This window comes from Streptomyces sp. NPDC001848 (assembly GCF_042891915.1).
Lineage (GTDB): Bacteria > Actinomycetota > Actinomycetes > Streptomycetales > Streptomycetaceae > Streptomyces.
In genome coordinates, this window is the sequence record NZ_JBIATP010000033.1 from 1 (window position 1) to 23,737 (window position 23,737).

The 23,737-nt window shown below is 69.2% G+C and carries 21 protein-coding genes and 1 pseudogene; 5 read left to right on the forward strand and 17 right to left on the reverse strand.

Going from position 1 to position 23,737, the window contains the following annotated elements; all coding sequences use genetic code 11:
- The first annotated feature begins 81 nt into the window (after positions 1-81).
- Positions 82-2,172, forward strand: coding sequence for a Helicase associated domain protein (locus tag ACFYZJ_RS38570; protein WP_388576836.1), 2,091 nt, complete (start codon positions 82-84; stop codon positions 2,170-2,172).
- Positions 2,173-2,421: 249 nt separating this feature from the next.
- Here ACFYZJ_RS38570 and ACFYZJ_RS38575 read toward each other — a convergent pair whose 3' ends face one another.
- The 15 genes from ACFYZJ_RS38575 to ACFYZJ_RS38645 all read right to left on the reverse strand — a co-directional run bounded on the left by ACFYZJ_RS38575 (position 2,422) and on the right by ACFYZJ_RS38645 (position 17,935).
- Entirely contained in the window at positions 2,422-2,907 is a 486-nt protein-coding gene (locus tag ACFYZJ_RS38575) for a cupin domain-containing protein (protein WP_388576839.1), read from the reverse strand.
- A gap of 61 nt (positions 2,908-2,968) precedes the next feature.
- Entirely contained in the window at positions 2,969-4,543 is a 1,575-nt protein-coding gene (locus ACFYZJ_RS38580; RefSeq protein ID WP_388576841.1) for a multicopper oxidase family protein, read from the reverse strand.
- Positions 4,540-4,977 carry a hypothetical protein gene (locus tag ACFYZJ_RS38585; RefSeq protein WP_388576843.1) on the reverse strand — a complete coding sequence of 146 codons (438 nt, stop codon included), beginning with the start codon at positions 4,975-4,977 and terminating at the stop codon, positions 4,540-4,542. Before ACFYZJ_RS38585 ends, ACFYZJ_RS38580 begins: the two co-directional genes overlap by 4 nt.
- 64 nt (positions 4,978-5,041) lie before the next feature.
- Entirely contained in the window at positions 5,042-6,439 is a 1,398-nt protein-coding gene (locus ACFYZJ_RS38590; protein ID WP_388576846.1) for an MFS transporter, read from the reverse strand.
- Complete coding sequence (locus ACFYZJ_RS38595; protein ID WP_388576848.1) at positions 6,436-7,428, reverse strand: hypothetical protein; 993 nt, start codon at positions 7,426-7,428, stop codon at positions 6,436-6,438. Before ACFYZJ_RS38595 ends, ACFYZJ_RS38590 begins: the two co-directional genes overlap by 4 nt.
- Positions 7,415-7,744, reverse strand: coding sequence for a darcynin family protein (locus ACFYZJ_RS38600; RefSeq protein ID WP_388576850.1), 330 nt, complete (start codon positions 7,742-7,744; stop codon positions 7,415-7,417). Before ACFYZJ_RS38600 ends, ACFYZJ_RS38595 begins: the two co-directional genes overlap by 14 nt.
- Positions 7,745-7,747: 3 nt before the next feature.
- A complete protein-coding gene (locus ACFYZJ_RS38605; RefSeq protein WP_388576852.1) occupies positions 7,748-8,662 on the reverse strand; it encodes a TauD/TfdA family dioxygenase in 915 nt (304 codons plus the stop codon).
- A gap of 25 nt (positions 8,663-8,687) precedes the next feature.
- Positions 8,688-10,244: an AMP-binding protein gene (locus ACFYZJ_RS38610; protein WP_388576854.1), complete on the reverse strand. Its 1,557-nt coding sequence runs from the start codon at positions 10,242-10,244 to the stop codon at positions 8,688-8,690.
- Positions 10,241-10,891, reverse strand: a complete 651-nt coding sequence (locus tag ACFYZJ_RS38615; protein ID WP_388576857.1) for a thermostable hemolysin — start codon at positions 10,889-10,891, stop codon at positions 10,241-10,243. Before ACFYZJ_RS38615 ends, ACFYZJ_RS38610 begins: the two co-directional genes overlap by 4 nt.
- Before the next feature lie 152 nt (positions 10,892-11,043).
- Positions 11,044-11,778 carry a TetR/AcrR family transcriptional regulator gene (locus ACFYZJ_RS38620; RefSeq protein WP_388576859.1) on the reverse strand — a complete coding sequence of 245 codons (735 nt, stop codon included), beginning with the start codon at positions 11,776-11,778 and terminating at the stop codon, positions 11,044-11,046.
- Positions 11,779-12,066: 288 nt separating this feature from the next.
- Positions 12,067-12,690, reverse strand: a complete 624-nt coding sequence (locus ACFYZJ_RS38625; RefSeq protein ID WP_388576862.1) for a hypothetical protein — start codon at positions 12,688-12,690, stop codon at positions 12,067-12,069.
- A 172-nt stretch (positions 12,691-12,862) separates the two neighbouring features.
- Positions 12,863-13,273 (reverse strand): hypothetical protein, encoded by a 411-nt coding sequence (locus tag ACFYZJ_RS38630; RefSeq protein ID WP_388576865.1) that lies wholly within the window; start codon positions 13,271-13,273, stop codon positions 12,863-12,865.
- A 54-nt stretch (positions 13,274-13,327) separates the two neighbouring features.
- Complete coding sequence (locus ACFYZJ_RS38635; RefSeq protein WP_388576867.1) at positions 13,328-14,059, reverse strand: AAA family ATPase; 732 nt, start codon at positions 14,057-14,059, stop codon at positions 13,328-13,330.
- A gap of 6 nt (positions 14,060-14,065) precedes the next feature.
- Complete coding sequence (locus ACFYZJ_RS38640) at positions 14,066-15,646, reverse strand: Mu transposase C-terminal domain-containing protein (protein ID WP_388576916.1); 1,581 nt, start codon at positions 15,644-15,646, stop codon at positions 14,066-14,068.
- A 1,596-nt stretch (positions 15,647-17,242) separates the two neighbouring features.
- Entirely contained in the window at positions 17,243-17,935 is a 693-nt protein-coding gene (locus ACFYZJ_RS38645) for a DUF5317 family protein (protein ID WP_388576869.1), read from the reverse strand.
- A 675-nt stretch (positions 17,936-18,610) separates the two neighbouring features.
- Between ACFYZJ_RS38645 and ACFYZJ_RS38650 the strand changes: the two genes are divergently transcribed.
- Positions 18,611-21,145, forward strand: a complete 2,535-nt coding sequence (locus tag ACFYZJ_RS38650; RefSeq protein WP_388576871.1) for a tetratricopeptide repeat protein — start codon at positions 18,611-18,613, stop codon at positions 21,143-21,145.
- A 22-nt stretch (positions 21,146-21,167) separates the two neighbouring features.
- On the opposite strand, the gene ACFYZJ_RS38655 is transcribed toward ACFYZJ_RS38650, so the two are convergent.
- Together ACFYZJ_RS38655 and ACFYZJ_RS38660 are read right to left on the reverse strand one after the other, a co-directional pair.
- Positions 21,168-21,893 carry a transposase gene (locus tag ACFYZJ_RS38655; RefSeq protein WP_388576873.1) on the reverse strand — a complete coding sequence of 242 codons (726 nt, stop codon included), beginning with the start codon at positions 21,891-21,893 and terminating at the stop codon, positions 21,168-21,170.
- Between the two features lie 70 nt (positions 21,894-21,963).
- Positions 21,964-22,146: pseudogene (locus ACFYZJ_RS38660) on the reverse strand (transposase); the annotation flags it as partial.
- Here ACFYZJ_RS38660 and ACFYZJ_RS38665 point away from each other — a divergent pair.
- The 3 genes from ACFYZJ_RS38665 to ACFYZJ_RS38675 are packed head-to-tail and all read left to right on the forward strand — an operon-like array spanning position 22,112 to position 23,589.
- On the forward strand, positions 22,112-22,654 hold the full coding sequence (locus ACFYZJ_RS38665) for a nuclear transport factor 2 family protein (RefSeq protein ID WP_388576875.1): 543 nt from the start codon (positions 22,112-22,114) through the stop codon (positions 22,652-22,654). The pseudogene ACFYZJ_RS38660 and the gene ACFYZJ_RS38665 overlap by 35 nt on opposite strands.
- Before the next feature lie 57 nt (positions 22,655-22,711).
- Positions 22,712-23,275, forward strand: a complete 564-nt coding sequence (locus ACFYZJ_RS38670; RefSeq protein WP_388576877.1) for a dihydrofolate reductase family protein — start codon at positions 22,712-22,714, stop codon at positions 23,273-23,275.
- Entirely contained in the window at positions 23,272-23,589 is a 318-nt protein-coding gene (locus tag ACFYZJ_RS38675; protein WP_388576880.1) for an EthD family reductase, read from the forward strand. Before ACFYZJ_RS38670 ends, ACFYZJ_RS38675 begins: the two co-directional genes overlap by 4 nt.
- The last annotated feature ends 148 nt before the right edge of the window (positions 23,590-23,737 follow it).

Here is a 23,737-nt window from a genome sequence, read left to right on the forward strand (position 1 = left end):
GCTGGGTAGATGGCTCAACCTTAGCTTCTGTGAGTGCAGTTGAGATGTAGCAGGTCACAGCGATGAACGTGTCTCAACCATGTGAAGAACCGACACGCATCGCTTCCGGTGCTGATCGAGGCGCACTCGGGCGAGTACGGCCTGCCCATGGACGTGTGGGACCTGATCCTCGTGGACGAAGCCCACCGCACGAGCGGATCGCTCGGGAAGGCGTGGGCGGCCGTGCACGACCAGGAGCTGCTGCCGGCGATGCGGCGGCTGTACATGACGGCCACCCCGCGGATCTGGATGGAACGGCCGGCGCCACGCCGGTGGCGCCGGCGGGAGGACGGCACGGAGGGGCCGGCCGCGCGGGACCGGTTGCCGGAGGAGATGGCCTGTTCGATGGACGACGAGGCCATTTACGGGCCCGTCCTGTACGAACTCGACCTGAGCGAGGCCATCGCGCGGGGGCTCTTGGCGCGGTATCAGATCGTGGTCGCCGAGCTGCGGGACGAGCACCTGACACCGGAGCGGCTCTACGGCGAGGACCGGCACGAGGAGGAGGTGCGCGGGGAGCGGCTGGCGGTGCTCCAGGCCGCGCTGCTGGAGACCATGGCCGCCCACGGCCTGACGCGGTGCATCACCTTCCACCACCGCACCATCGAGGCCCGCGCCTTCGCCGAAGGCCTGCCGCGTGTGGCGCGGCGGCTGCACGCCGAGGACCCCGAGCGGCACCCCAAGAAGGTGTGGGCGAACTGGCTCTCCGGCGAGCACGATGCGGACGTACGGGCGGAGAGGCTGGCGCAGTTCGGGGCCCGGGCCGGGCGGGCGGTGCTGTCCAACTGCCGCGTTCTGGGTGAAGGCGTGGACGTGCCGAGCGTGGACTCCGTGGCGCTGATCGACCCGAAGGGATCGGCGGTCGACATCGTCCAGGCCATCGGCAGGGCGCTGCGGCAGAAACCCCATCAGGGGAAATTGGCGACGCTGATCGTGCCGGTATTCCTCAGGCCCGACGAGACCGAGGAAGACATGCCCTATTCGGCCTCGTACCAGCCTTTGATCAAAGTGCTGTCGGGTCTTCGTGCGCATGATGAACGGGCCGTGGAAATGCTGGCGATCCCGCAGGAAGGACTGCATCGCACCTCGGCCGATCCGTCGTATTTGGGCGAGGAACCCGGGGACGGCGAGGAGGAGCAGCGGGCGCTGCTCAGGTTCGGCACCCACCGCGACCCCGCCCTGATCGCCCGGCTGGTCCGCTACAACCTGATCGAGCCGGAGCACGCGAATTGGAAGGTGGGCCACCGGGCCGCGGTCGCGTTCCGCCGGCGCACCGGGCACCTGGCCGTGCCCTACGAACACCGTGAACTCATGCCGGGTGGGCACTCCTTCCCGCTGGGGAGGTGGCTCGCTGACCAGCGGCGCAGCATGCAGAACGGCGGACTCGCCGAGGAACGGGCAGCGGACCTCGATGAGCTGGGCATGATCTGGGACCCGGCCGAAGAGGCCTGGGAAGAGAACCTCGCAGCGGCCCGCGCCTACTACGCCGTGACCGGCACGCTGGCCGCCCCGGTCACGGCCACCGCGTTGGACAAACCGGTCGGGCAGTGGCTGGCCAACCTTCGTAAGCCCGGCGGGTTGGGCAAGGACGAAGAGCGGGCGAAGCGGCGGGCGGCGCAGCTCGCGGAGATCGACCCCGACTGGCGGCCTAAGTGGCCTATCGACTGGCAACGCAACTACGCCAGCGTGGCACGGCTGCTCGCGCTCGGCGCCGAGCCGGCCGACATCGTGCCGGGCGTCACCGCAGGCGGGGCGGACGTCGGGCGGTGGCTTCACCGGCAGCGCCAGCACGTCGTCTGGGAAGGACTCGCACCGGGACAGCTCGAGCGCCTGACCGCCCTCGGAGTGACGCCCCTGCCCCCGGAGCAGCAGACACCCGCCAAGGCCTCCAGGAGCGGCTCTGCCGCGTTCGAGCGGGGATGCGCGGCACTAGCCCAGTACAAGGCGCGCACGGGCACTGTGGGGCCCGTCAGCCGCTCTCACATCGAGATCCTGCCGGACGGGGCCGAGGTCAAGCTCGGGGTGTGGTTGTCGAACGTTAAGACGCGGCGGGCGAAGCTGGGCGAGGAACAGCGTCAGCGGCTGGCCGACCTCGGACTGGACTGGGCGGCGCAGGCCCTGGGCGCGGCGTAGCCGGGCAGGAAGGCTGACCGAGCCCCCGCTGCATCCGGCTTTGGCCCATGGGTAGATCCACGAGCGGTCTCCGCCCTGGTGGGTCGGCGCGGCCGTCATCGCCGGCGTCCTCCATGGTGCGGGGACCGGCGCCGCGGTCGGCGCCCAGTACGCCAGGGGCCAGTAGCTCCCCCACGTCAGGCAGACGGACGTCGGGCAGGCCGAGGAGATCGGCCCGCGCGGCGCGGGTCTGGGTGGGCTGCGGGGAGGCTAGCGGTCCACATTGAATTCCTGGGCGACCTTGCTGGCCGTCAAGGAGTCGATCGCCAACCGCTCGGCTGGTGGCCGGGGCTCCCCGTTGGCGGCTGAGCTGCCCAGCTTTTTGAAGTAGCCTTCGGCGCCGCCCGGCGTGTACCAGGCCAGCAGCTTCACCGGCACGTCGCCGAGGACTTGGTAGCTGTGGGCCTTTCCGCGAGGCAGGAATACAAAGGATCCCGTCCCGACCACCTCAACGCGGCCATCGCAGTGGACTTCCAGGCTGCCTTCGAGAATGTAGGCGGCCTCGTCCTCCCCGTGGTGGGTGTGCGGTGGGGCGCCCGAACCGGGGTGGAGCACTACTTCCAGCAGGCTGAACCCCCCGCCCGTGTCCTTCTTCTCCGCCTTGAAGGTGTAGTGGTCGCGGAATACCCACCTCGCGTCACCCTCGCTCTGAGCGACGTGCATGAATTCTGGAGCCGGTTGTCCTTGAGTGGTCACCACTTTCTCCCTTTGATTGAGATTCTGTTGAGGTCGGTCGCGCTGACGGTGGCGAGACTGGTCAGACCACCTCGAAGTTCGCCATCATCGCCATGTCCTCGTGCTCCAGGTTGTGGCAGTGCAGCATGTAACGGCCGCGGTAGCCGTCGAAGCGGGCGAGGATCTCCACCACTTCGTACGGGCGGACGTCGACGGTGTCCTTCCAGCCCGCGTCGCTGGCCTGCGGGGGTCGGCCGCCGCGGGAGAGGACCTGGAAGTGGGCCAGGTGGAGATGGACCGGGTGGTGGAAGTCGCTGCTCAGGCGCCAGCGTTCGACGGTGCCGAGGCGTGGGCGGGCCAGGGTCTCGGCGGCGTTGAACGGGTGGCCGTTGATGGTCCACCGGTCGTCGGTGCGGCGGAAGTCGAAGTGTCGGGTGGTGACGGCGGTGGCCGGGGCGAGCGGCGCGTAGGAGGAGAGGCGGGCCGGGACGTGGCTGTCGTCCTTCGCCTTGCGGGCGATACGGAAGCGCATGACCTGCCGCATCCGGCCGTCGGCCAGGGTGTTGACCAGGGTGACGTGGCTGCCGACCGGGCATCGGGAGAAGTCGACGACGACGTCGAAGCGTTCGGCCGGTGCGATGGGGATGGCGTCGAGCCGCTGGGGTTCGTCCAGGAGTCCGGCGTCGCCGCCGATCTGGGTGACGGGCAGCGTGCCGCCGCCTTCCAGCTCCAGGCGGAGGTGGTAGCGGCGGGCGTTGGAGGCGTTGAGGAGCCGCAGGCGGTGGCGGGCGGCCGGGATCTCGGCCTCGGGCCAGGGGGCACCGTTGACCAGTTGTACGTCGCCCAGGACACCGTCCATGTAGGCGTTCTGGACGCCGGGCGTGCCGGTGCAGGAGAGGTCGTGGCCGGGGTAGCGGAAGGAGCCGTCCGCTTCGAAGGACCGGTCGCACAGCATCAGGGGCAGGTCGCGGTCGCCGCCGGGCAGCGGGAGCGCGTCCTCCTCGGCGTCGTGGACCAGGAAGAACCCGGCGAGGCCGCGCCAGACCTGCGGGGCGCTGAAGTCCATCCGGTGGTCGTGGTACCAGAGGGTCGCGGCCCGCTGCGTCAGCGGGTACTCGTACGTCTTGCTGCCTTGCGAAACAGTCCAGTCGGAGGCGGCGGTGTGCATGCCGTGGCCCATGCGCTGCATGCGGCCGCCGTTGAAGGCGTCGCCGCACAGGGCGGGCACGACCACGTCCGTGGGGTAGCCGTCGGAGTGCGGGGGTGTGACGCCGCCGTGCAGGTGCATCGAGGTCGGCACGGTCAGGGAGTTGAGGAGCTGGATGGAGGTGCTGCGTCCTGAGCGTGCGGTGATCGTGGGGCCGGGGAAGATCCCGTCATAGCCCCAGACGGTCGTGCGGGTGCCGGGCAGGATCTCCACCGGGGCTGCGCGCTGGGTCAGTTCGTAGTGGTCGGCGGTGCGGGTGCTGCGCGCGGGGCGGGCGCGGGGCGGGGTCGGCAGAGGCACAGTGAACGGCTTCGGCAGCCGGATTCGGCTGGCGAGGACCTTGCCGGTGCGCTCGCCGGTGAAGTGGGCGTAGGCGGCCGCGCCTGCGGGCACCGCGAGGCCCGCCGTGCCACCTGCGATCAGGCCCAATACCCGTCGGCGTGATGTCACTTGGTTCCCTCCTCGTACGTGGACGAGAAGGACCAGTACGTCAGGGCGGCACCGATCCCGAAGATGGCCATGCCCAGCGGCACATGGCCGCCCAGCATGCGGGAGTGCCCCAGCGCCTGCTGGACGCCGACGAGCAGGAGCAGGCCGGCTGCCAGGAGGAACGGGCCGATCGGGCCGCGGCCCGGGCGCCACATCAGGAACGCGGCGATCGCTTCGAGGGCGACGAGGAGGGCGAGCACGGAGGCGTTGGCCGCGTGCCAGTCCAGCAGGCCGACGTCGCCGGTGATGAACAGGCCGGCGAGCGCCGCCTGCAGCAGGGTGTCGAACAGGGCGAGCACCGAGAGACCGCGCAGAAGCCGAAGCCCCCTGCGCCGCCAGGGATGTGGTGTGGCGACCTCGACCGGCGCCGGGGCGGGTGTCGTGGTCTGGGTCATCGTCTTCCTTGTGTCGTGGCCGGATCCGGGGGCCGCGCACGGGCGCGGCCCCCGGATCCGGGTGTCACCCGGTGGTCGTACGACGGCGGGGTGCGGCCACCGCCGGGGCGAGGACCGTCACGACGACCACCGCCGCGAGAACCCAGAAGGCCCGGTTCTGCTGGCCCTGGTGGGAGGTGGTGGCCAGGGCCGCGGTGAGGGCCGCGATGCCGTTCACGCCGGCCGCCGAGCCGAGGTTGCGCAGCATCGTCGCGGCCGAGGTGGCCACGCCCAGTTGCTCGGGCGGCGACTGGTCCTGGATGAGGGCGAGCGTCGTCGCCGTGACGGCGCCGGTGCCGATGCCCGCCGTCGTGCCTGCCAGCCAGGCGAGTTCGCCCGTGGCGCAGAGGGTGGCGCTGATCAGCAGGGCGAGCGCGCCCGCCAGCATCGAGGGCCGGTAGCCGTGCTTGGCCACGAGCCCGCCGGTGACGGCGCTGCCCGCGACCCAGCCGAGCGCGGCCAGGCCGACGACCACGGCGATCTGGGTGGTCGAGGTGCCGGAGGCGGCGAGGCGTACGGGCAGCACGGTGACCGTCGCGTACATCACGACGCAGGCGCCCACGGTGGCCAGCGCCGCGCCCGCCGAGGGGGTCCGGGAGAGGATCTGGCGCGGTACGAGGCCGCCGCCGAAGCGGCGTACCAGGGCGAGCGCCACCAGGCCGGCGAGGGCGGCGAGGACGCCGCCGATCGTGCCGAGACCGAGTTCGCCGCCCTGCAGCCCCACGAGGACCAGCGCGGAGCCGCCCGTGACGAGCAGGTACTCCCCGGCGGGGAAGCCGGAGCGCTGCTGCCCCGAGGCCGCTTCCCGCTTCGGCAGCGCGAGGACGATCGCCAGGACGACGAACGTGCACAGCGGAACGTTCAGGAAGAACACCCAGCGCCAGCCCCACGCCTCGGTGACGGCCGCGCCGAGGACCGGGCCGAGGACCGCGGCCACGCCCCAGACCATGCTCAGCATCGACTGGGCCTTGGCGCGTCGCTCGGGGCCGAAGACCCGGCCGACGATCACGTAGCTGGAGACGACGATCGCGCCCGCGGCCATGCCGTGCAGCACGCGGGCCGCGACCAGGACACCGAACGAGCCCGCGACCCCGGCCAGGACCGAGGCGCCGAGGAAGACCAGTGTCGAGCCGACGGCCAGGATGCGGTCGTCGAGCCGGTCGGCGACCCAGCCGGCCAGCGGGGTGCCGGCCACCTGGGCCAGCATGAACCCGGAGACCAGCCAGGCGTATCCGCCGCCCGAGCCGCCGCCGACGTCGGACAGGACGCTGGGCAGCACGGTGCCCATGACGGTGGCGTCCATCGCGGCCAGGAGCAGGGCAAGCACCGCCGCAGCGACCGCGACCTTGCCCCCGGCCACCGTCGAGCGGGCGGGCGCGGCGGCGTTCGGGCCAGCGCCGGCCCCTATAGCCGAGGACGTCACGACGTGCCCCCCACCGTGCTCGGCACCTTCACCGGCGGCGGCATGAAGGCGGCAGCGTGCACCCGGTCGACGCCGGAGAACTCGGTGATGAGCCGCGTGAGTTCCTCGTCGAGGATCTCGTCGACGGTGTAGAGCGTGCCGTCCTCGGCGAAGACCTTGCCGCCGAACGCCTTCGTCATCTGAAGCTGCACGGCGGCCGCCGGGTTGCCGGTGACGAAGTCGACCCCGAGCAGCTGCCGGGTTCGCTCCTCGAAGGTCGCGGCCAGCTTCCGGTTGAGCTCCTCGATCTGGTCGAGGAGCTCGCGGACCCGCTGCTGCTGCTCGGCGGTGAGCGCCGGGTAGATCAGCTTCATCGCCACGTGGTCGATCTTCACGTGCCGGGCCTCGTCGAGGCCGTGCGTGTGCAGGAGGCGGGTGAAGAAGCGGGCCCGGTCCGGGTCGAGCGCGTCGGTACGGTGCTCGAACACGGTGATCACTGACTCCCCGACGTACGCCGAGCAGCACAGCGCGACGAGTTTGACGTAGGGGTGGTCGTCGGTGCGGAAGACGTCGAGCCGCTCGTCGAACAGGGCCCTGTCGACGCGGGGTTCGGTGCCGGAGAGGGCCCGCACGTACCGGTAGAAGGTGTTGGCGTGCTGGATCTCCTCGGCGGCGAAGCAGGACAGCGCGTTGTGCAGCTCGTGCCCGAGGTTGATGGCGTCACGCAGGTCGTGCAGCTCCCCCATCACCATGGCCATGACCGTGCTGACGTGGCGCTCGATCTCGGCGAGCTGCGCCAGCTCCTTGGTGAGGTAGGCGACGGCCTCGGCCTCATGGCCCCTGTCCCCGTAGGCGACAACCGAGACGAACTCGCGCTCCGCCTGTGTGCCGGCCTCCGCCCAGTCGAAGGCGCCGGGGTGGAAGGTGTTGATGTGCGCGAGCCGGGTCACCGAGTCCAGCTCGGTGCGGACGACCTCGGCGATGGAGTCGAACTGGTCAGACCTGGTCATTCTCGTACTCCTTGTAGCCGTCCTGCAGCCCGATGGAGATGTCGTGCAGGCGCACCCAGCCCTGGGCGATGAACTCGCTGTCCCGTAGCTTCTCGATGAAGTAGTAGTAGGCCTTGATGTCGTCGGTCTCGACGAACAGGAAGTCGGAGTAGTCCGTAGCGAACGCCTCGGCGTCGAAGTGACGGACCGACATCTTGTCGGCGAACGGCCCGACGATCTCTTTCTGGAAGACCTCCTCCTTCGCACCGCGCTGCTCGCGGCTCAGTTGCAGCCAGGAGGGGTCGAATTCGTAGCGGATGACGATGCCGTACTTCATGGGTCAGCTCCTGGCGTAGCTCTGGGCGTTGAGGATGGTGCGTTCGGGGTCGGTGATCGCCCGGCGGCCGTGCATGACACGGGTGTTGTCGATGAGGACGATGTCGCCGTCCTCCCACTGGATCTCCTCGGTGACCTTCTCGGAGACCTCGGTGTACTCGGCGATCACGTCGTCGGGTATCGCGGAGCCGTCGGCGAAGCGGATCTCGGGTGCCTCGTAGTTGAACGAGGGCCCCAGGATGCTGTTGGCCCACGCTATGCGCGAGGACGTGCGGGTGGGGTGGGCCGCGTACACCGAGTACTCGTAGGTCAGGGATCCGTCGGCGGCCTGGGTGAAGAGCACGTCGGCGCCCTTGTTCGACACGGCGTAGAGGTGGTCGACCGTCATCTCGGCCGCATCGGCGCCGCTGCCGGTGAGGTGGGCGGCGAGCCGCTGCCACATGGCCTGCGGGACGTTGCTGCGCGTGTACTTCACCGGCTTGTCGGTGAAGATCTGCTTCGCCCGCTCGGACAGCGCGTCCCAGACCCTAAAGCCGTCGCAGACGGTCGTCTGGGAGCCGGACTTGGCCGCCTTGACGCAGTGGAACCAGAGCAGGTCGGGGGCGAAGGGCGTGGCCCCGTTCTCCAGGTGGAGGCCGATCGGGTCGTGCCCGGAGTCGACCTTCTGGGCGGCGTTGCCGTGGAAGGTGCGGGCCGGGTCGAGGGTGGTGCGGGAGCTGTAGCGGCGCACCAGCTCGTTGAACTCCTCGACGCTCGGGGTGAATCCGCGGATGAGGAGGTGCCCGGTGTCGGCGAGCAGGCCGTCGAGGCCGGCCTGGTAGAGCTCGGTGAAGTCGGCTTCGGTACCAGTGGGTGTGATCATCATGCCGTCACCGTCGCCGATGGCGGTCAGTCGCAGGGTGTTCTGGGCAACTGTCATGGCTGGGTCCCCGTTCTTGTGTGATTCAGAGGATGAGGTGGTTCGAGCGGCCGTACGCAGTGGTCACGGTCATCAGGTCGTCGAAGAGCTTCTGTCGCCGTGGCCGGCCGGTGACGGTGAAGTACCGGCGGCGGAACTCAGCGCTGTCCGCCACGACGAAGAAGCGCTCGGGCCGGTCGGTCTCGGCCAGGTGCCGTTCGGCGTACGCGTGCGCCTGACGCCGTGTCTCCTCGGCATCGGCGCCCTGGGCGGTGATCAGCAGGGCCGACAGGTGTTCCAGGCCCTCGCCGAACACCACGGCGTCCACTACCGACGGGCAGCTGCGCAGGCTGCCCTCGACCCACTCCGGCGAGACGTTGCGGCCGTGACTGGTGATGATCACGTTTTTGAGGCGGCCGAGGATGCGGATGTAGCCGTCCTCGTCGATCTCGGCACGGTCCCCGGTGTGCAGCCATCCGTCCTCGTCGACGGGGCGGCTGGTCGGGTCCTCGACGGTGTAACCGGCGAACAGTGACGTCGACTTCACCAGCAGCTCCCCGCCGTCGGAGAGCCTGACCTGGCAGTGCGGCAGCGGCCTGCCCACCGTGCCGGGCCGCCAGTGCTCGGGGGTGTTCCACGAGACGACCGAGCTGTTCTCGGACAGCCCGTACCCCTCGTGCACCCGCAGCCCGGCGGCGTCCAGACGCAGCTGGGCCTCTACGTCGACGGGCGCGCCGCCCGCCATCAAAAACGGCCGTACGCCGTCGCCGAGGACCGGTCCGGCGTCGGCCGGCGCGCTGCGGACCGCCTTGTCGAGGGCGCTGACCGCGGCAGGCGGCAGCACCGCGGCGGTCGGTCGGCCGGCCCGCATCCAGGCCACCACGTCGTCGGCGCGGGATCCGGCGGTGCCCAGCAGCGCGGTGTCCTTGGGCAGCAGGATCGTCCGGCCGCCGTTGATGATCGGCAGGTACACGGCGGTGACCTGCTCGATGAGCAGGCTGAACGGCACCAGGGAGAGATAGCGGGCGTAAACCCCGGCGGGTGAGACCGAGTTGAGCGACACCAGCAGCGCTTCGAGTGCCTTCGAGCGGATCTTCACGCCTTTGGGCGCGCCGGTGGTCCCCGAGGTGTGGATGACCTTGATGATCCGCTCGTCGGGAGGCAACTGCAGCCCGTCGGGCTCCGCCACGCGGTTCCCGGCGCCGCTGTCCGCCGCGATCGGAAGGACGGTGACCGCGCCGTCAAGGCCCCACTCCGCGAGCTTACGCACCCCGGCCTCGTCGGCCAGGCAGAGCCGGACCTCCTTGAGCAGCGAGGCCGCCTGCTCGCCGGAGAACGCCAGCGGCACGGGCACCTCGACGAAGCCGCCGAGCAGCAGCGCGAGGTCCGCTGCCACCCACTCGGGGCCGTTGCCCGCGACGACACCGACCGTGGTCCCGGCGTGGGCGCCGAGGTCGGCGAGCAGCCGACGGATCTGCCCGCTCCAGCCGGCGAGGTCCCCGTAGGTGAAGGTCTCGGCGAGAGAGCCGTCGGCGGCGAGCCGCTCGACGAGGGCGTCGTCGCGGCGCTCGGGCGCGTACAGGCCGTCGTAGATCTTCCTCATCGAGCCCCCGCCCCCTGCGTGGCGAGGGAGGCTTCCCGCCCCCAGGTGACGGCCAGGTGGTAGCCGGAGGCGGCCTCGCGGTTGATACCGGCGTCGAACGCCCGCAGGTCGATGAAGCCGGCGACGGGCGCGGTGTCGTAGTACGACCCCCACCTGCCCCGCTGCTCCTCGGGCAGCAAGTCCTCGCGCGCCTCGGCGAGGGACGTGAACCCAAGGCCGATTCGCGCCAGGGTGCGCGCGAGCGGCTGGGTGACGGTGCACAGCAGGTACGAGGCCCCGTTGCACCAGCACAGCGCGGGCACCATGCCGATCAGCTTCAGGCCGGCGCCCGGCTCGTTGGACGCCAGCGGCCCGACCTCGACCAGGCCGGCCGGCTCGCACTCCGTGCGCGTGTAGCGGGATATGACGTCGGCCGGCGCGTCGCCGAGGTAGTGCTCGATGAGGAGGCTGCGCTCCCCTCCGTACGTCAGCCCCGCACAGGCCAGCGGGACGACGTCCGATCCGCCTGCCCCGTCCGCGCACAGAGCGATGAAGCTGTCCGGTGACGGTGCGATCCGCGCCTGATAGTCACGTGCGTAGCGCTCCCGTGCGAGATCGACACACCCCTGCCACAGAGCACTCCCGCGGCGAGCGATGTTGATGCGCATTGCCCCTCCGTTCCGCATCACATGCCCGGCCGGTCCGACCGGGCGCCCACACTTTATGACCATCAGTCGATTTTTGACAACTAGTTCATGGTCATCACAGGCGTGAACAGAGCGTGAACGGAGAAAGGTTCGGGAGGCCCGCCCCTCCTCTGCTACAGGGAGTGATGACCCGACGTGTGCTGCGCCGTGATCGAGTCGACGATGCCGGCCACCTCCTGGTACAGCTTCGCCACGTCATCGGCGGCCAGACGGGTCCAGCCCAGGCCGCTGATCATGGAGGTCATCACCTTCAGACGGGCGTCGAGGGCCTTCTCGCCAGACCACAGGAAGCGGGGCGAGAGCAGGTGCATGGCCGCGTAGCCGAGGATGTAGGCGCGCAGGGCGTCCGCTGCCACGGCCGCCTCCACTTCGGCGTTGTCGAAGCCGCCCTCGGCGACGCTGCGCTCCACGGCATACCCGACGACCTGCGCCATCTGCGCCTCGATCAGGTCACGCCGCTTGAGCCGCTGCTCCGAGGCGGCCTGGCAGACGGCGTCGGTCGCGCGCCCGGTGAGACTGGACTCGAACAGCATCGGGGCCACCTCCGCGTGCCGCATGTAGGCGAGCGCCATGCCGTACACGGACCGCACCCCGTCCCACGGCAGGTCCGCGATCGTCTGGAAGTAGCGCAGCTGGCGCCGCGCGCTCTCCGCCGAGATCTCGACGAGCAGGTCTTCGAGGCAGGTGAAGTGGTTGTAGACGGTGCCCTTGGAGTAGCCCGCCTCCTCGGCCAGCTTCCCGAGGGTCAGATTGTGGAAACCGTCCCGGCTGGCCATGTCGAGCGCGACCCGCACCAGCTTCTGGTCACGCTCTGCAACTTCCTGGGCCTTACGTTGAGTCGTTCGCATAGCCGCATTATGCGTGACCAGCAGTCGAAATTCGACTCTAGGTCAAAGATCGGTCAGAATTTTTTGGTCAGACACTGACCAGCGCCGGTTGCGTCAGCTCGGGGCGAGACACTCCCTGCACGGGGACGCAGGTTCCCCTCAGCACGCCGAAGGGCGCGCCGCCCCTCGGATACCTCACGGAGTGACCACATGGGGATGTGGGACGAGACAGCCATGGGGATGTGGGACGAGACAGCAAGGTCCAGGTGCCGGGAAGACGGACTCGGCCACCCTGCCTGGACAGAAGAGTCAGCGCGGTGGGCGCAGCGCGCGCTGACCGAAGTAGGGCGGCGGCCATCCCTTCTTGTACGCATCGATCGTGCGCTGGGTATGGGGCGGAGGGTGAGGGCATCCCTGCATGAGGTCGGGCTCTCGCATGGCCCAGGACAGTGCGTAGTGGGCGGGGCTGAAGGGCCAGATCGTTTTCGGCGGCTTCGCCGGCGCCCGTGAGCCCTTGCGCCGCTTGGGGCGGGGCGGCTGGGGCGGGCGCAGCTTGCATCTCTCGGCGAAGTCCGTCAGGCCGGGCAGGCCGGTGCTGCCCAGCGGGTCGGTGAACAGTGCGCCGCCGGTTCCGGAGGTCAGTCGCCATGTGAAGGCGGCGGCCAGCAGCAAGGGGCGTGCCCAGGTGGGGACGTGGTGGGTCATGCAGCCTTGGCGTAGTCCGTCGTCGTGGAGGGTGAGGGTGGAGGCGTCCGGGGCGAGGTCTCGGACGTGGGCGGTGGCCAGTTGCGTGGTGGAGGCTGCGGTGAAGACGGCGGTGGCCAGTTGGGCTGCCAGGTGGGGGTGGGCGGTGGCGCGGTGCAGTCGGTGGGCGACCTCGGACTCGGTGAGGGCCGGCAGGACGGGTGCGAAGAAGTCCTGGTCTTCGGCCATGGGCGCCGTGCACTGGCAGGGGCGGGTGGCGGAGTCGAAAGCCCTGAGCGTGGTTAGGGCGGGGAGGTTGAGCCACCGGTTGGCCAACGGCCTGCACGTGGCGGGCTCCGGTGGCGTTGCGGTGGGCGGCTCTGCCGCGGGTAGGAGGGCAGCCGCCTCCGCGACATGGTGATCAGCGCCGGCCAGGGCTCGCTCGACGGGCGCGGGAACGTGGCGTGTGTGGCAGACCAGGGCCAGCCGGCAACCGGTGCGGTGACGTAGCTGCAGCAGGGCGGTGAGGGGTGAGGAAGTGAGCGCGCAGGAGCATCAGGTGGCTGGTGCTGGTGGCGAGGATCCAGGCCGCCGCCAGTGTCCAGGCGGGAGCCGTGTCGAGCTGGCGGTAGCCGGGCGCGGGTACGGGCTTGTCCAGGGCGGCCAGGACGTCGTAGGCCAGGGTGAGTACGGAGTCGGTGCCGGGGGTGGGGTGGACGGTGAGTCTTCCGGCTTCGGGGGCGTGTACGGCCAGGGCGGCGCGGGTGTGGACCAGGTCGTCGCCGGGGTCGAGGATGACGGTGACCGGGGGTGGGTTGTCGCAGCCGAGCATGGTCAGGCCGGCTGTCGGGTGGAGAGTTTGCTGTAGGACCAGCGCAGCAGTTCCTCATCCACCCTTTTTACGGCCGGTCTCTTTCAGACCGGTCACCAGGTGGTGGGTGATCTTCGCCCAGGCCCGGAAGTTTCCGTGCGCGGCTTCCTGGTCGCAGACCGCCATCAGGTCGGGCTCCGCCTCTTCCCATACGGGGTGGAAGGCGGGGATGACGGTGAGGATCTCGTCCAGGGGCATGCGGCCGATCTCCTGCCAGACGTAGACCCGGGATTCGAGCATGGGCTCGCTCTGCAGCATCTCGAAGCAGCCGTTGCCGCCGGTGAAGATGATGGTGAGGTCGGATGCGGTGTCGTCCCAGAGGTAGCGCAGGTACTCGAAGCACAGCTTGGACAGCCACTGCGCCTCGTCGCAGACCAGCACGCGCGGCTCCTCCAAAGCGCCGCGCAGCATGCGGTCGAATTCGATCGCATGCGACGGTGGCCGGCCCGGCAGGCCGAGGGCGTGGAACAGTTCGTGGCGCAGGTCCCGGGTGGAGGGGCGGGCGCGGAACTGGATCCGGCGCGCCAGTGTCGGTGCGAGCTCGCGCAGGGAGGCGTTGACCGCGAAGGACTTGCCGTTGCCTGCCTGCCCGTAGATGCAGATCATCGCCTTCGCCTCGATCGCGGCCCGGATGTTCTCCCGCGCCGTGAGCAGTGCCCGCGTGGAGACGACCTGGGCGCCGGGCAGGCGCATGAAGTGGTCGTCCCGCTCTCCGGGCAGACGCCCTTTGCGTTCAGCGGTAGCCATCCGGTGTCACTCCTCGGTCTGTGAAGCGGGGGCGGTGCCGTTTGTGTCATCCGGCGCCGGGGAGTGCGGCACGGTATCCGGGTGTAGCCGGGCGGCGGAGGCGGGGCGGGGGCGGGTCCAGCCTGCGGGCGGGTCCCGGGGCGGGATCAGGTCCGGCAGCGCGCGGGCCGCCAGAGCGGTGGCCTTCGCGCGGGCGATCTCCGCCTGGGCCTGCTGTCCGGTGACCGTCTGCCGCGGACGAGGCACATCCGGTGTGGTCGTGGCCGTGTAGCGGGTGCGGCGCAGCTTCTCCGCCGCCTTCAAGTCGGCCTTCAATGCGCGGGCCTTCTTCTCCCTGACCGCGCTGAGCTCTCTGCGCTGCTCGAGCGTCGCTTCCTCTGCCAGATGGGCGGTCCCCAGATGACGGTCCAGATGCTCGGCCGAGAAGACCTCGATCTGCCCGTCGTAGTGCGGCAGATAACGAAGCCGCACGCGTGTACCAACGTGCCCGACCATCCACGGCGCGATATAGAACCGGCGCCGCCACCTGACCCCGCTCGTCGAGATTTTCCGCACCCTGCCGTCATCCTCCAGGGCAAAGAACGCCAGTTGCTCTTCGGATACGTCCTCCACCGGGGTCGGATCCGCTTCCCACGCCGCCATCGGGGTCAGCCCCGACGCAAGGCCAGAGGGCCGGTGCCCGGTGTTCCACCAGCGCACCCAGCCCAGCAGCGCTTCGACGAAGTCCGCGAAGGACAGCAGATCGCCCACCTCGTCGGGGCGATGAACACCCACAGGCCGGGCGCGGCGGGTGTAACCGGGGAGCGAGACCAGGAACATCTTCTCCACCGCGCTGTTCAGCGCCTCGATGGTGCCCTTGCGGTACGGCGTATACGCTGGCAGGTTCTCCACCGGCACCGCGAAACCGCCCAACGCATGCGCGACCGTACGGCAAAGGAACTCCTTGCCGCGGTCCACCCGCACCCTGCCGGGCAGACCACCAAACGGCCCGTAAGGCCCAGCGCGGCTGATACCCGTCCGCAGCGCCGCCAGCACCGCGTCACGCGCCGGCTCATGCGGAGTGACCGCCACCCCCACAACCACCTTCGTCCCCACATCAATGAACCACGTCACCCACGGGCACACCGCCTGCCCCTCGACGTCCACCCGCACCGGGACCCGCTTGTGATCACCCTCCCAGCACGCGTTCCGGTACACCGGCGGACGTTTACCGAACACGTCATGACGCCGACGGCCTGCCTCACCCGAGCGCAACCCCGCCCGCTCCCCCGCCGACAGATCCCGCACGACCGCACGGTGGAGAACCGAAAGAGACGGGACCGGATCCGGTGAAGGGGCCTTCGCCGCACGGGCGACGAGCTCCCGGTGCACCGCAGAGACGTTCCCACCCCACAGCGCAAGAAGTTCCCGGATCTCCCGCGTCACAGTGAACCGCGGACGCGGACGCGGCCCTGTCCTGCCCTCACGACGCGCCACCGACAGCCAGTTCCAAACTGTGCGCTCAGAGACACCCACCGCCGACGCCACCAACCGCACATGCGCCGTACTCAGCTCACCCCGGCCCTCCAGAACAAGCAGCCGACCCACAGCGACCTCACGGCTCGCTCCAGCAGGAACCACCGAATCACAGGAGCCAGAACCCTCCTCTGCGTCCACCAGCCCACCCCTCTGACACGCCGTACAGGTCAGACGCAGACTGGCCCCGCCACGAGACACACGAGCAGACACACCGCACGACGTCACTCCAAGAAGTGACATCCACGCAATGCAAACACATCCCGAAGCCCTCTACCGCTATAGACCCGGCACCAGGACCACCCACACTTCAGCAGCACCCTTCAGCCCCAGATCGGCGCGATGCCTTCAGCACGCGGCCAACTCACCCACCACCACCAGGCACAACCCGACACTGAAAACAAAACACCGACCACTGAAAACCAGAAGCCGAGCATCAACCGGATGCTATTGGCAACCCTGCCCGGACAACGGAGTCCCATCGCCTACGAGACAGCACTCGACACGACATCAACTACCCTGCCCCAAGCCGCATAGCTCGTGTCCAAGATTCCGGGTTAAGGCCCGACGCCCACCCGCTACCACCCCACCGCCCAATCACAGCTGGGACATCGACAAGACTTTTGAACCGCCCTGCCCCCCTGCCCAGCAGGGGGCCATTAGAACTACAGCTGCCGTGATGGAAGTCGCTGGTTTGTCCGCGACCCGCTATAGCCTTACGACTTCAGGCTACACGGAGGGCATAAACCAAACCTGGTCGGGGTAGTTGCCGTAGCCCCATGGATACGTGTTGATCGGCGCGACCCCCGCGTGGAAGCTCCGGGAACAGACATGGCCCAGCCCTGCGTAGTAGCCAGCTCTCCACCCGTATCACCATATTCGTAAAGCCAGAGCTGCGTGTTCGCATTCCCGTTCCCCGCGTTCAAGCCGCAGGGCTCAAGCGTAATCTCATCCGTACTCACGGGCACGTATGTCGCGCACAGCGTGTCGTCCTGCGCAGGCTGAAGATATATCCAACCAGGATGGCTGTCCGATTGGTTCATGTACCAATATTGGTCCGGGTAGTTTTCGCACGGGAATTGATTGATCAGCGCTCCTGCGTAAATGTTGTCACCAGGCACGGACATGCAGTAGCCAGAGTTATTGTTCTGAAAGACGCGGAAGCGGTGACCGTACTTGCGCAGAGCGCGATAGAAGCCAGGAGGCCCACCACAAGGGCATACCACTTGCGGTTCCTCATCCGTGCAGCGAGCGCTGTTGACATACTGATCCCATCAGTGAGGACTGCCAGCTGACCATAAGGAGCGAGGATCGCCGGTGGCGCTTGTAGCCGAGTGAGGTCGTCCCCTAAATCAGGGGAAAGGCGTATCGAGCAGCCCCGCACCGCTGGCCCCACCCCTCTTTCATTGCGGGGTGGGACTCGATCTGTTCCCGACACGCTCGAAGGCGGCAGTGTCGGGGGTGCGATGTTCGGCGGAGGGCGGGGCCTGGGCGTGCAGCAAGCCGACTGGTCAGCCGCCGCCCCAGGCGGGGGCGCCGAGGGTGTAGAGGAGGACGGCGACCGAGGCCAGGGTGAACGCGATCAGCGCCAGGCGCTGCCCAGGGATGACCCGAAGCATTGAAGACTCCTTGAGGTCGGTGGTGTCGGAGTGAGTGCCCGCCGGCGGATCAGTCAGCCGCCGCCGAATTCGGGGGCGCCGAGGGTGTAGAGGAGGACGGCGACCGAGGCCAGGGTGAACGCGATGAGCGCCAGGCGCTGCCAGGTGAGGGTGTGGGACATGGCTGGTTCCTTTCTCGAGCGGCGTTGGCCGGGTGGTGCATGGCGGTTGCGACGAGCAGGGCCGCGGCGATCGCCAGGAGCACGTCGCCGATGCTGACGACGGCGTGCAGAGGCGGAATAGGGATGGTGTCGCCCAGCGCGAGCAGGCGGGTGCTGCGCCCGGCTGGCACGTTTTTGGCAGTCTGGGACCCGGCGCGCAGCCCGGCGACGGCCGCCGCGGAGGGGCTGTAGGGCATCCGGCCGTTGACGGCGATCGGCACAGCGTTGAGAACGGCTCCCGTGAGTGCCAGTCCCACCCCCGCCTTCAACAGCCACGTCCGGCCCCGGGCGTTGACGCCCAGCCAGAGGAGGGCAAGGGCGATGGCCAACCCAAGCAGCGGTGCCCTGAGATGGCGTCCGGCAGCGCCGGGAAGGCCGGCGGTAGCCAGCTGCGCGACCTGCACGGCGGCCGCGATCCACAGCAGCCACAGCCATCGCAGCCGCACGCCCGGCAGCCTGCTCAGCCGGCCACCGCCGAGATACCCCGCAACCGTTCCGACGGCAACCGGTCCGCCGAACAGAATCAGCGCGGTGACGCCCATGACCCCACCCCGCAGATGACCCGCCCCTCCACGCTGATCCCCTTATCCGATGGTCGTCTTCGGGCTCTGGACATCGCCGTAGTACTTACCGTTCAGCCAGAACCCTGCAGAGACCACGTAGGTGCCCGGGCCCGCAGTAAAAGTTTGCCCTTGTCCGTAGCAGCACGCCCCAGGCCAGGCCGTCCCGGTCCAACTGTCGGTCTGGTAATCGCAGCCGAAGTCATGGGCCCATCCGGGGGTGCCGAGCTTGATGGCGTGGGCGCAGATCATGATGCTGCCGCCGTCGTCGTTGTAGAACGGGACGTCGCGTAGATGGTCCTGCGGTCGTCCTCGACGTTGTAGCAGGATCGATGAGGACGCCGCCGAAGACGTTGACGTAGCCGGCTACGGCCGATCGGCACTGGGACGCGCTGTCGGCGTGGGCGCTGCCGGTGCCGGTGACCATGCCTGCGACGGCGATGCTGGCCGCGACGATAGTCTTGGTGATGCCTCCGCCCCAGGCGGGCATATTTCCTCCTCGTGTCAGCCCCGGAGTCGTAGCCCAGATGCCGGGGAGTTGTGGATGGGCGGCCCTTTGTGGGGTCGCTCGATGTGTCCTGGTTTTGCTTTCATACAGCAGCCTGCCTGTATGCGATAAACAACCGCTCAACGCTCAGGTCGCTGGGCAGACGCTTCGTGCTGCTGCTTGGGCCGGTTTTGCGCGAAGCAGCACCACCATGCTGCCCGGGCCATGTGGGGTCACGTTTCCCGTACGAATCCGTACAGCCCGCTTGTAGACTCTCCTTGTCAGGAGCACGGCTTCACGGGGGAGTGAGCGTCGTGGGTGGGCAACGGGGCACTATGCCGGATCCGGGCCAGGCGGCGGATCTGGCGGAGTTCGTCTGCTTGCTGGGTGAGTTGCGGGCCTGGGCGGGGATGCCGTCGTACCGGTCGCTGGCCAAAAGGGTCGGGCCGCTGATGCGGCCGGCACGGGTTGTCTCAACTTCCACGGTCGTGGACGCGTTCAAGACCGGACGCAGTCGCCTGGACCTGGACCTGGTCGTGGGAATCGTCCGGGCGCTGGGGGCAGACGATCCGACGGTGGATCTATGGCGCGCGGCGTGCATCAAGGTCCACGTGCTGGCCAGGACCGGCGGCCCAGCCGGGGTCTTCAGTCAGCTACCCACGGATCTGGCGACGTTCACCGGGCGCCGTGAGGAACTCGCGCGCCTGATCGCGGCCGCGACGCAGCATCACGACCGCAGCGGTGCGAACACGGTCGTGATCTCCGCGGTCGAGGGCATGGCCGGGGTCGGCAAGACCCAGCTCGCGATCCATGCCGCCCACAAACTCGTACGCGCCGGGCACTTCACCGACGTGCAGCTGCATGTGAACCTGCGCGGCTTCGACCCCGAACTCCCGCCCGCCGACCCCTCCGCGGTGTTGGAAGCGTTCCTGCGGCAGCTGGGAGTAGCCGCGCAGCAGATCCCCGAGAGTCGGGACGAGCGGGCGGCGATGTACCGCGACCGAATGCGGGATCGTCGTGCCTTGGTGCTGCTGGACAACGCCGCCACCGAGGACCAGGTCCGCGACCTCATCCCAGCCGGACCTACATGCCTGGCTCTGATCACCAGCCGCCGCAGTCTGGCCGGACTCGACGGTGCCACCCCGCACCTGATCGACACTTTCACCGAAACCGAAGCACTCGACCTGCTCGCCCGGATCGCCGGAGACGACCGTGTGGCCGCCGAACCCGAAGCTGCCGCACGCGTCATCGAGTACTGTGACCGCCTCCCACTCGCCTTGGCGCTGACCGCCGCCCGGCTGCGCTCCCGGCCCGCCTGGAGCCTGGCCGAACTCGCCGACCGGATGCAGGCCGGGCGTCTGGAGGCGATCAGCGCCGGCGGCCGCGCAATACGCCCTGTGTTCGACGCGTCCTACCAGGCACTCCCTGACAGGCCACAGCAGGTGTTCCGCTTCATCGGCCTTCACCCCGGCCCGGACTTCAGCGCAGCGGCGGCCGCCGCATTGGCGGGCATCACCGCCGGCGAGGCCGCCGAGGTACTGGAACTGCTCCTGGACGAACACCTGCTCCAGCAAAAGCGCAGCGGGCGCTTCGAACTCCACGACCTGCTGCGCGCCTACGCCAATGAGCAGGCCAACACCATTGACCCTGACCATGAGCGCCGCGCCGCAGTGCACCGGATGCTGGATCACTATGTGCATACCGCGCACGACGCCGCCCATCTGCTGGAACGGGGCCGGGACCCGCTGAACCTGCCCCCGCCGCAACCAGGGGTCTGCCTGGAACACTTCGCCGACCACGAGCGGGCGCTGACCTGGTTCACCACCGAACATGACGTGCTTCTGAGCGCCGTAGGCCACGCCGCCGCCACCGGTTTCCACGCCCACACCTGGCAGCTGGCCCACGCCCTCGCCACCTACCTCGATCGGCGCGGGAACTGGCACGACCTTGCCGCCGTCGGCAACACTGCAATAGACGCCGCTGACCAGCTGGCCGACCCACTCGGGAAGGCCATCGCCCACAATATCGCCGCCCGCGCCCACCGCCGCCACGGCAACTACGAGGACGCCCAGCATCACCTACGCCACGCCCTCGACCTGTTCCGCCGGACCGGTGACCTGGATGGTCAGGCCGATACGTACATCGAACTCGCCAGAGTGGAGGCGTGGCAGACCCCTCCTGCCATTGCCGAAGCACTTGCGCTCGCCCGTCAAGCCCACGCCTTGTACCAGTCCCGTGGCCACCAGCTGGGGCAGGCCCAGACCCTGACCGCCATCGGCTGGTCGCACGCGCGCCTTGGCGACTCTGCACAGGCCCTGACCTACTGCCGGCAGGCTCTGCCCGTCCTCGAAGAATTCGACGACCGTGAACGGCAAGCCCACGCCTGGGACAGCATCGCCTACGCCCACAGCTCCCTGGGTCAGCACTCCCAAGCCGCCGCCTGCTACAGACGCGCCCTTGACCTGTGCCGCGACCTCGGCGACCGCCCGCTAGAAGCAGACATCCTCAACCGCTTCGGCGACGCCCACCACGCCGCGCACCACCCCCACGCAGCCCACGCCGCCTGGCAACAGGCCCTGGACATCCTCACCGAACTCGATCACCCCTACGCCGACCAGATCCGCGGCAAGATCGGTCTGTACGGTGACCGGCGGGAAATCCCGCACAGGGGGCGCGTCAGAGGCCGGTACGAGCTTGACGTTTAATACTCCAGTGCGCTGTCGTGATCTACCCAGCGGGTTCACTGGCGGTGCGTCGTCGGTAGTGGCTGCGTCGGGCTGTTGCCTGGTGGCGTCTGCGCCAGTTGGACCAGTGCAGCAGCCTGGCCGCGGTGACGGCTGGTGAGTTGAAGACGGCGGCAAGTAGGTGTCGGATCTCCGGGACGGTCAGCGTGATCGGATCGCGGCTGCGGACGAAGTGGTACGTATCTGCGGGCGGTTTGGGGGTCGCGTCGGCTACGAGGGCGGTCAGGAAGGGCAGGGCGAGCATGGCGAGCGTGATGTGCCGATGCCATGAGGTCCAGTGCCTGACCTGGTAGTGGTCGAGTCCGACCTGGCTCTTGGCGGCCTGGAAGCACTCCTCGACGCTCCAGCGGGCGCCGGCGACGCGGACCAGTTCGGACAGGGGCACTTCGGTGGGTGACCAGCACAGGTAGAAGGCGAGCTCGCCGGTGGAGCGGTTGCGGCGGATGAGCAGGTGGCGGTGGCTACCGGTGCCGATGTGGATCCAGGCCCAGTCGCAGTAGCGCGGTCCTTTCGCGCCGTTTCCGGCGCTCTGACGGTGCCAGGCCGTGGCGGGCAGGCGGCCGGCGAGGGTGTCGGCGCGGGCGGGAGTGCGGCCGTAGTTGATTCTCACCCGTGTCGAGCAGGCGACGGCCAGGACATAGCCGATGCCGCGCGCCTTGAGGGCGGCGTGGAGCTGAGGGTCCTGGCCGTAGGCTTCGTCGTCGGTCACCCAGGAGGCGGTGATCCCGGCGTCGTAGCGCGGCCTCGATCATCTGCTCGGCCAGGCGGGGCTTGGTGGCGAACTGCACCGTCTCGGGTATCCCGGCCGCGGTGCGGCGTTCTGGATCATTGGACCAGGAGTGTTCGGGGAGATAGAGACGTCGGTCGATCAGGGCCCGTCCCCGGCTGGTGGCCAGGGCGAGGAACACGCCGACCTGGGCGTTTTCGATGCGTCCCGCGGTGCCGGTGTACTGCCTCTGCACTCCCGCCGAGGACCGGCCCTTCTCGGTCGCGGCGGTCAACAGCGCGCTGCAGCGCGCCCGTGCGGCCCTTGCCGACGTGGGCGATGCCGGTGCGGTCACCGAGCCGGACGACCCCGAGGTGCGGGCGGTCATCCAGCGGTACATGCAAGCGTTCGAGGCGGCGGATGTACCCGCTTTGGTGCGGCGGCTGGCCGACGACGCGGTGCTGGAGATGCCTCCGGTGCCGCTGTGGTACCGGGGCAGCCGGGACTACGGCCGGTTCATGGAGTGGGTGTTCACGATGCGTGGCGGGGGCTGGTGCATGCGGGAGCTGACCGCCAACGGGCAGCCCGCGGTCGCCGCCTACGCGCCGCAGCCCGGTGGCGGGCACGGTCTGCACACCTTGCAGGTCTTCACCGTCGCCGATGGCCACATCGCGCACAACGTCGTGTTCGCCGATCCGCGCGTCTTCGATGGCTTCAAGCTGCCGCGTGAGATTCCCGCAGGCGAGTTCCGCCGGGAGCGATGAGTCCGGGCGGTGCGGCCGGTAGGTACCGGTGAGCACCGAACCGAGGGGAATTTCGTCGTGAGTGTCATCGTCATCGAGTTCATCACCCTGGACGGAATCGTGTCCGACCCGGACGGATCCGCCGGCACGCCGGGGGGCGGCTGGGCCTTCCGGCACGGCCCGCAAGCGGTCGCCGGGGACAAGTTCCAGCTCGGCCGCACGCTGGACGACGGCGTGCTGCTGCTGGGCCGCGCCACCTGGCGGCTGTTCTCTCAGCTGTGGCCGGGCCGCGACGACCCGTTCGCCACGCGGATGAACACGGTGCCGAAGCTGGTCGCCTCCCGCACCCTGACCCACGCCGACACATCGGTATGGGCGAACTCCCAGCTCCTGGACGGCGACCTGGTCGACGCTGTCAAGCACGAGCGGCGGGACGTGGTCGTCACCGGGAGTCTGAGCGTCGTGGACCGGCTGATGACCGCCGACCTGGTCGACGAGTACAGGCTGCTGACCTTCCCCACCGTCCTCGGCACCGGCCGGCGCCTCTTCCCGACCGACGGCCCCCACGCCGAGCTGGAGTGTCTGGCTGCCGAGCAGGTCGGCGCCGCCGTCCTCACCCGCTACCGGAAGGCCGCCCGATGACCGCCCGCTTCATCGCCCTGTACGAGACACCCGCCGCCCCTGCGGCATTCGACCGGCACTACCACGACGTCCACATCCCACTCGCACGCCGCCTGCCGAGGCTGCGCCGCTACGCGATCGGCCGCGACCTGGTCGCCGTCCGCGGCGGCGCGCCGTACTACCTGGTCGCCGAGCTGGAATGGGACACGATGGACGAGCTGCACGCCGCGTTCGCCTCACCCCAGGGACGCGCCACCGCGGCCGACGCCGCGCGCCTGCAGGAACTCGCCCCGGTCCGCAGCATGATCTTCACCGTGGGCGAGAGCGTGCTGTAGGTGACCTCCGCCCGTATGCGCAACGGTCGAGCCAGGCTCAGCCCGCTCGGATCATCCGCGTCGGTGCCAGCGAAGACGCCCGCTCGCCCGAGCGTTGCGAAGTGAGCAGCTACCGACGCTCGGGCGAGTCGGCGCACCCCTTCAGCTT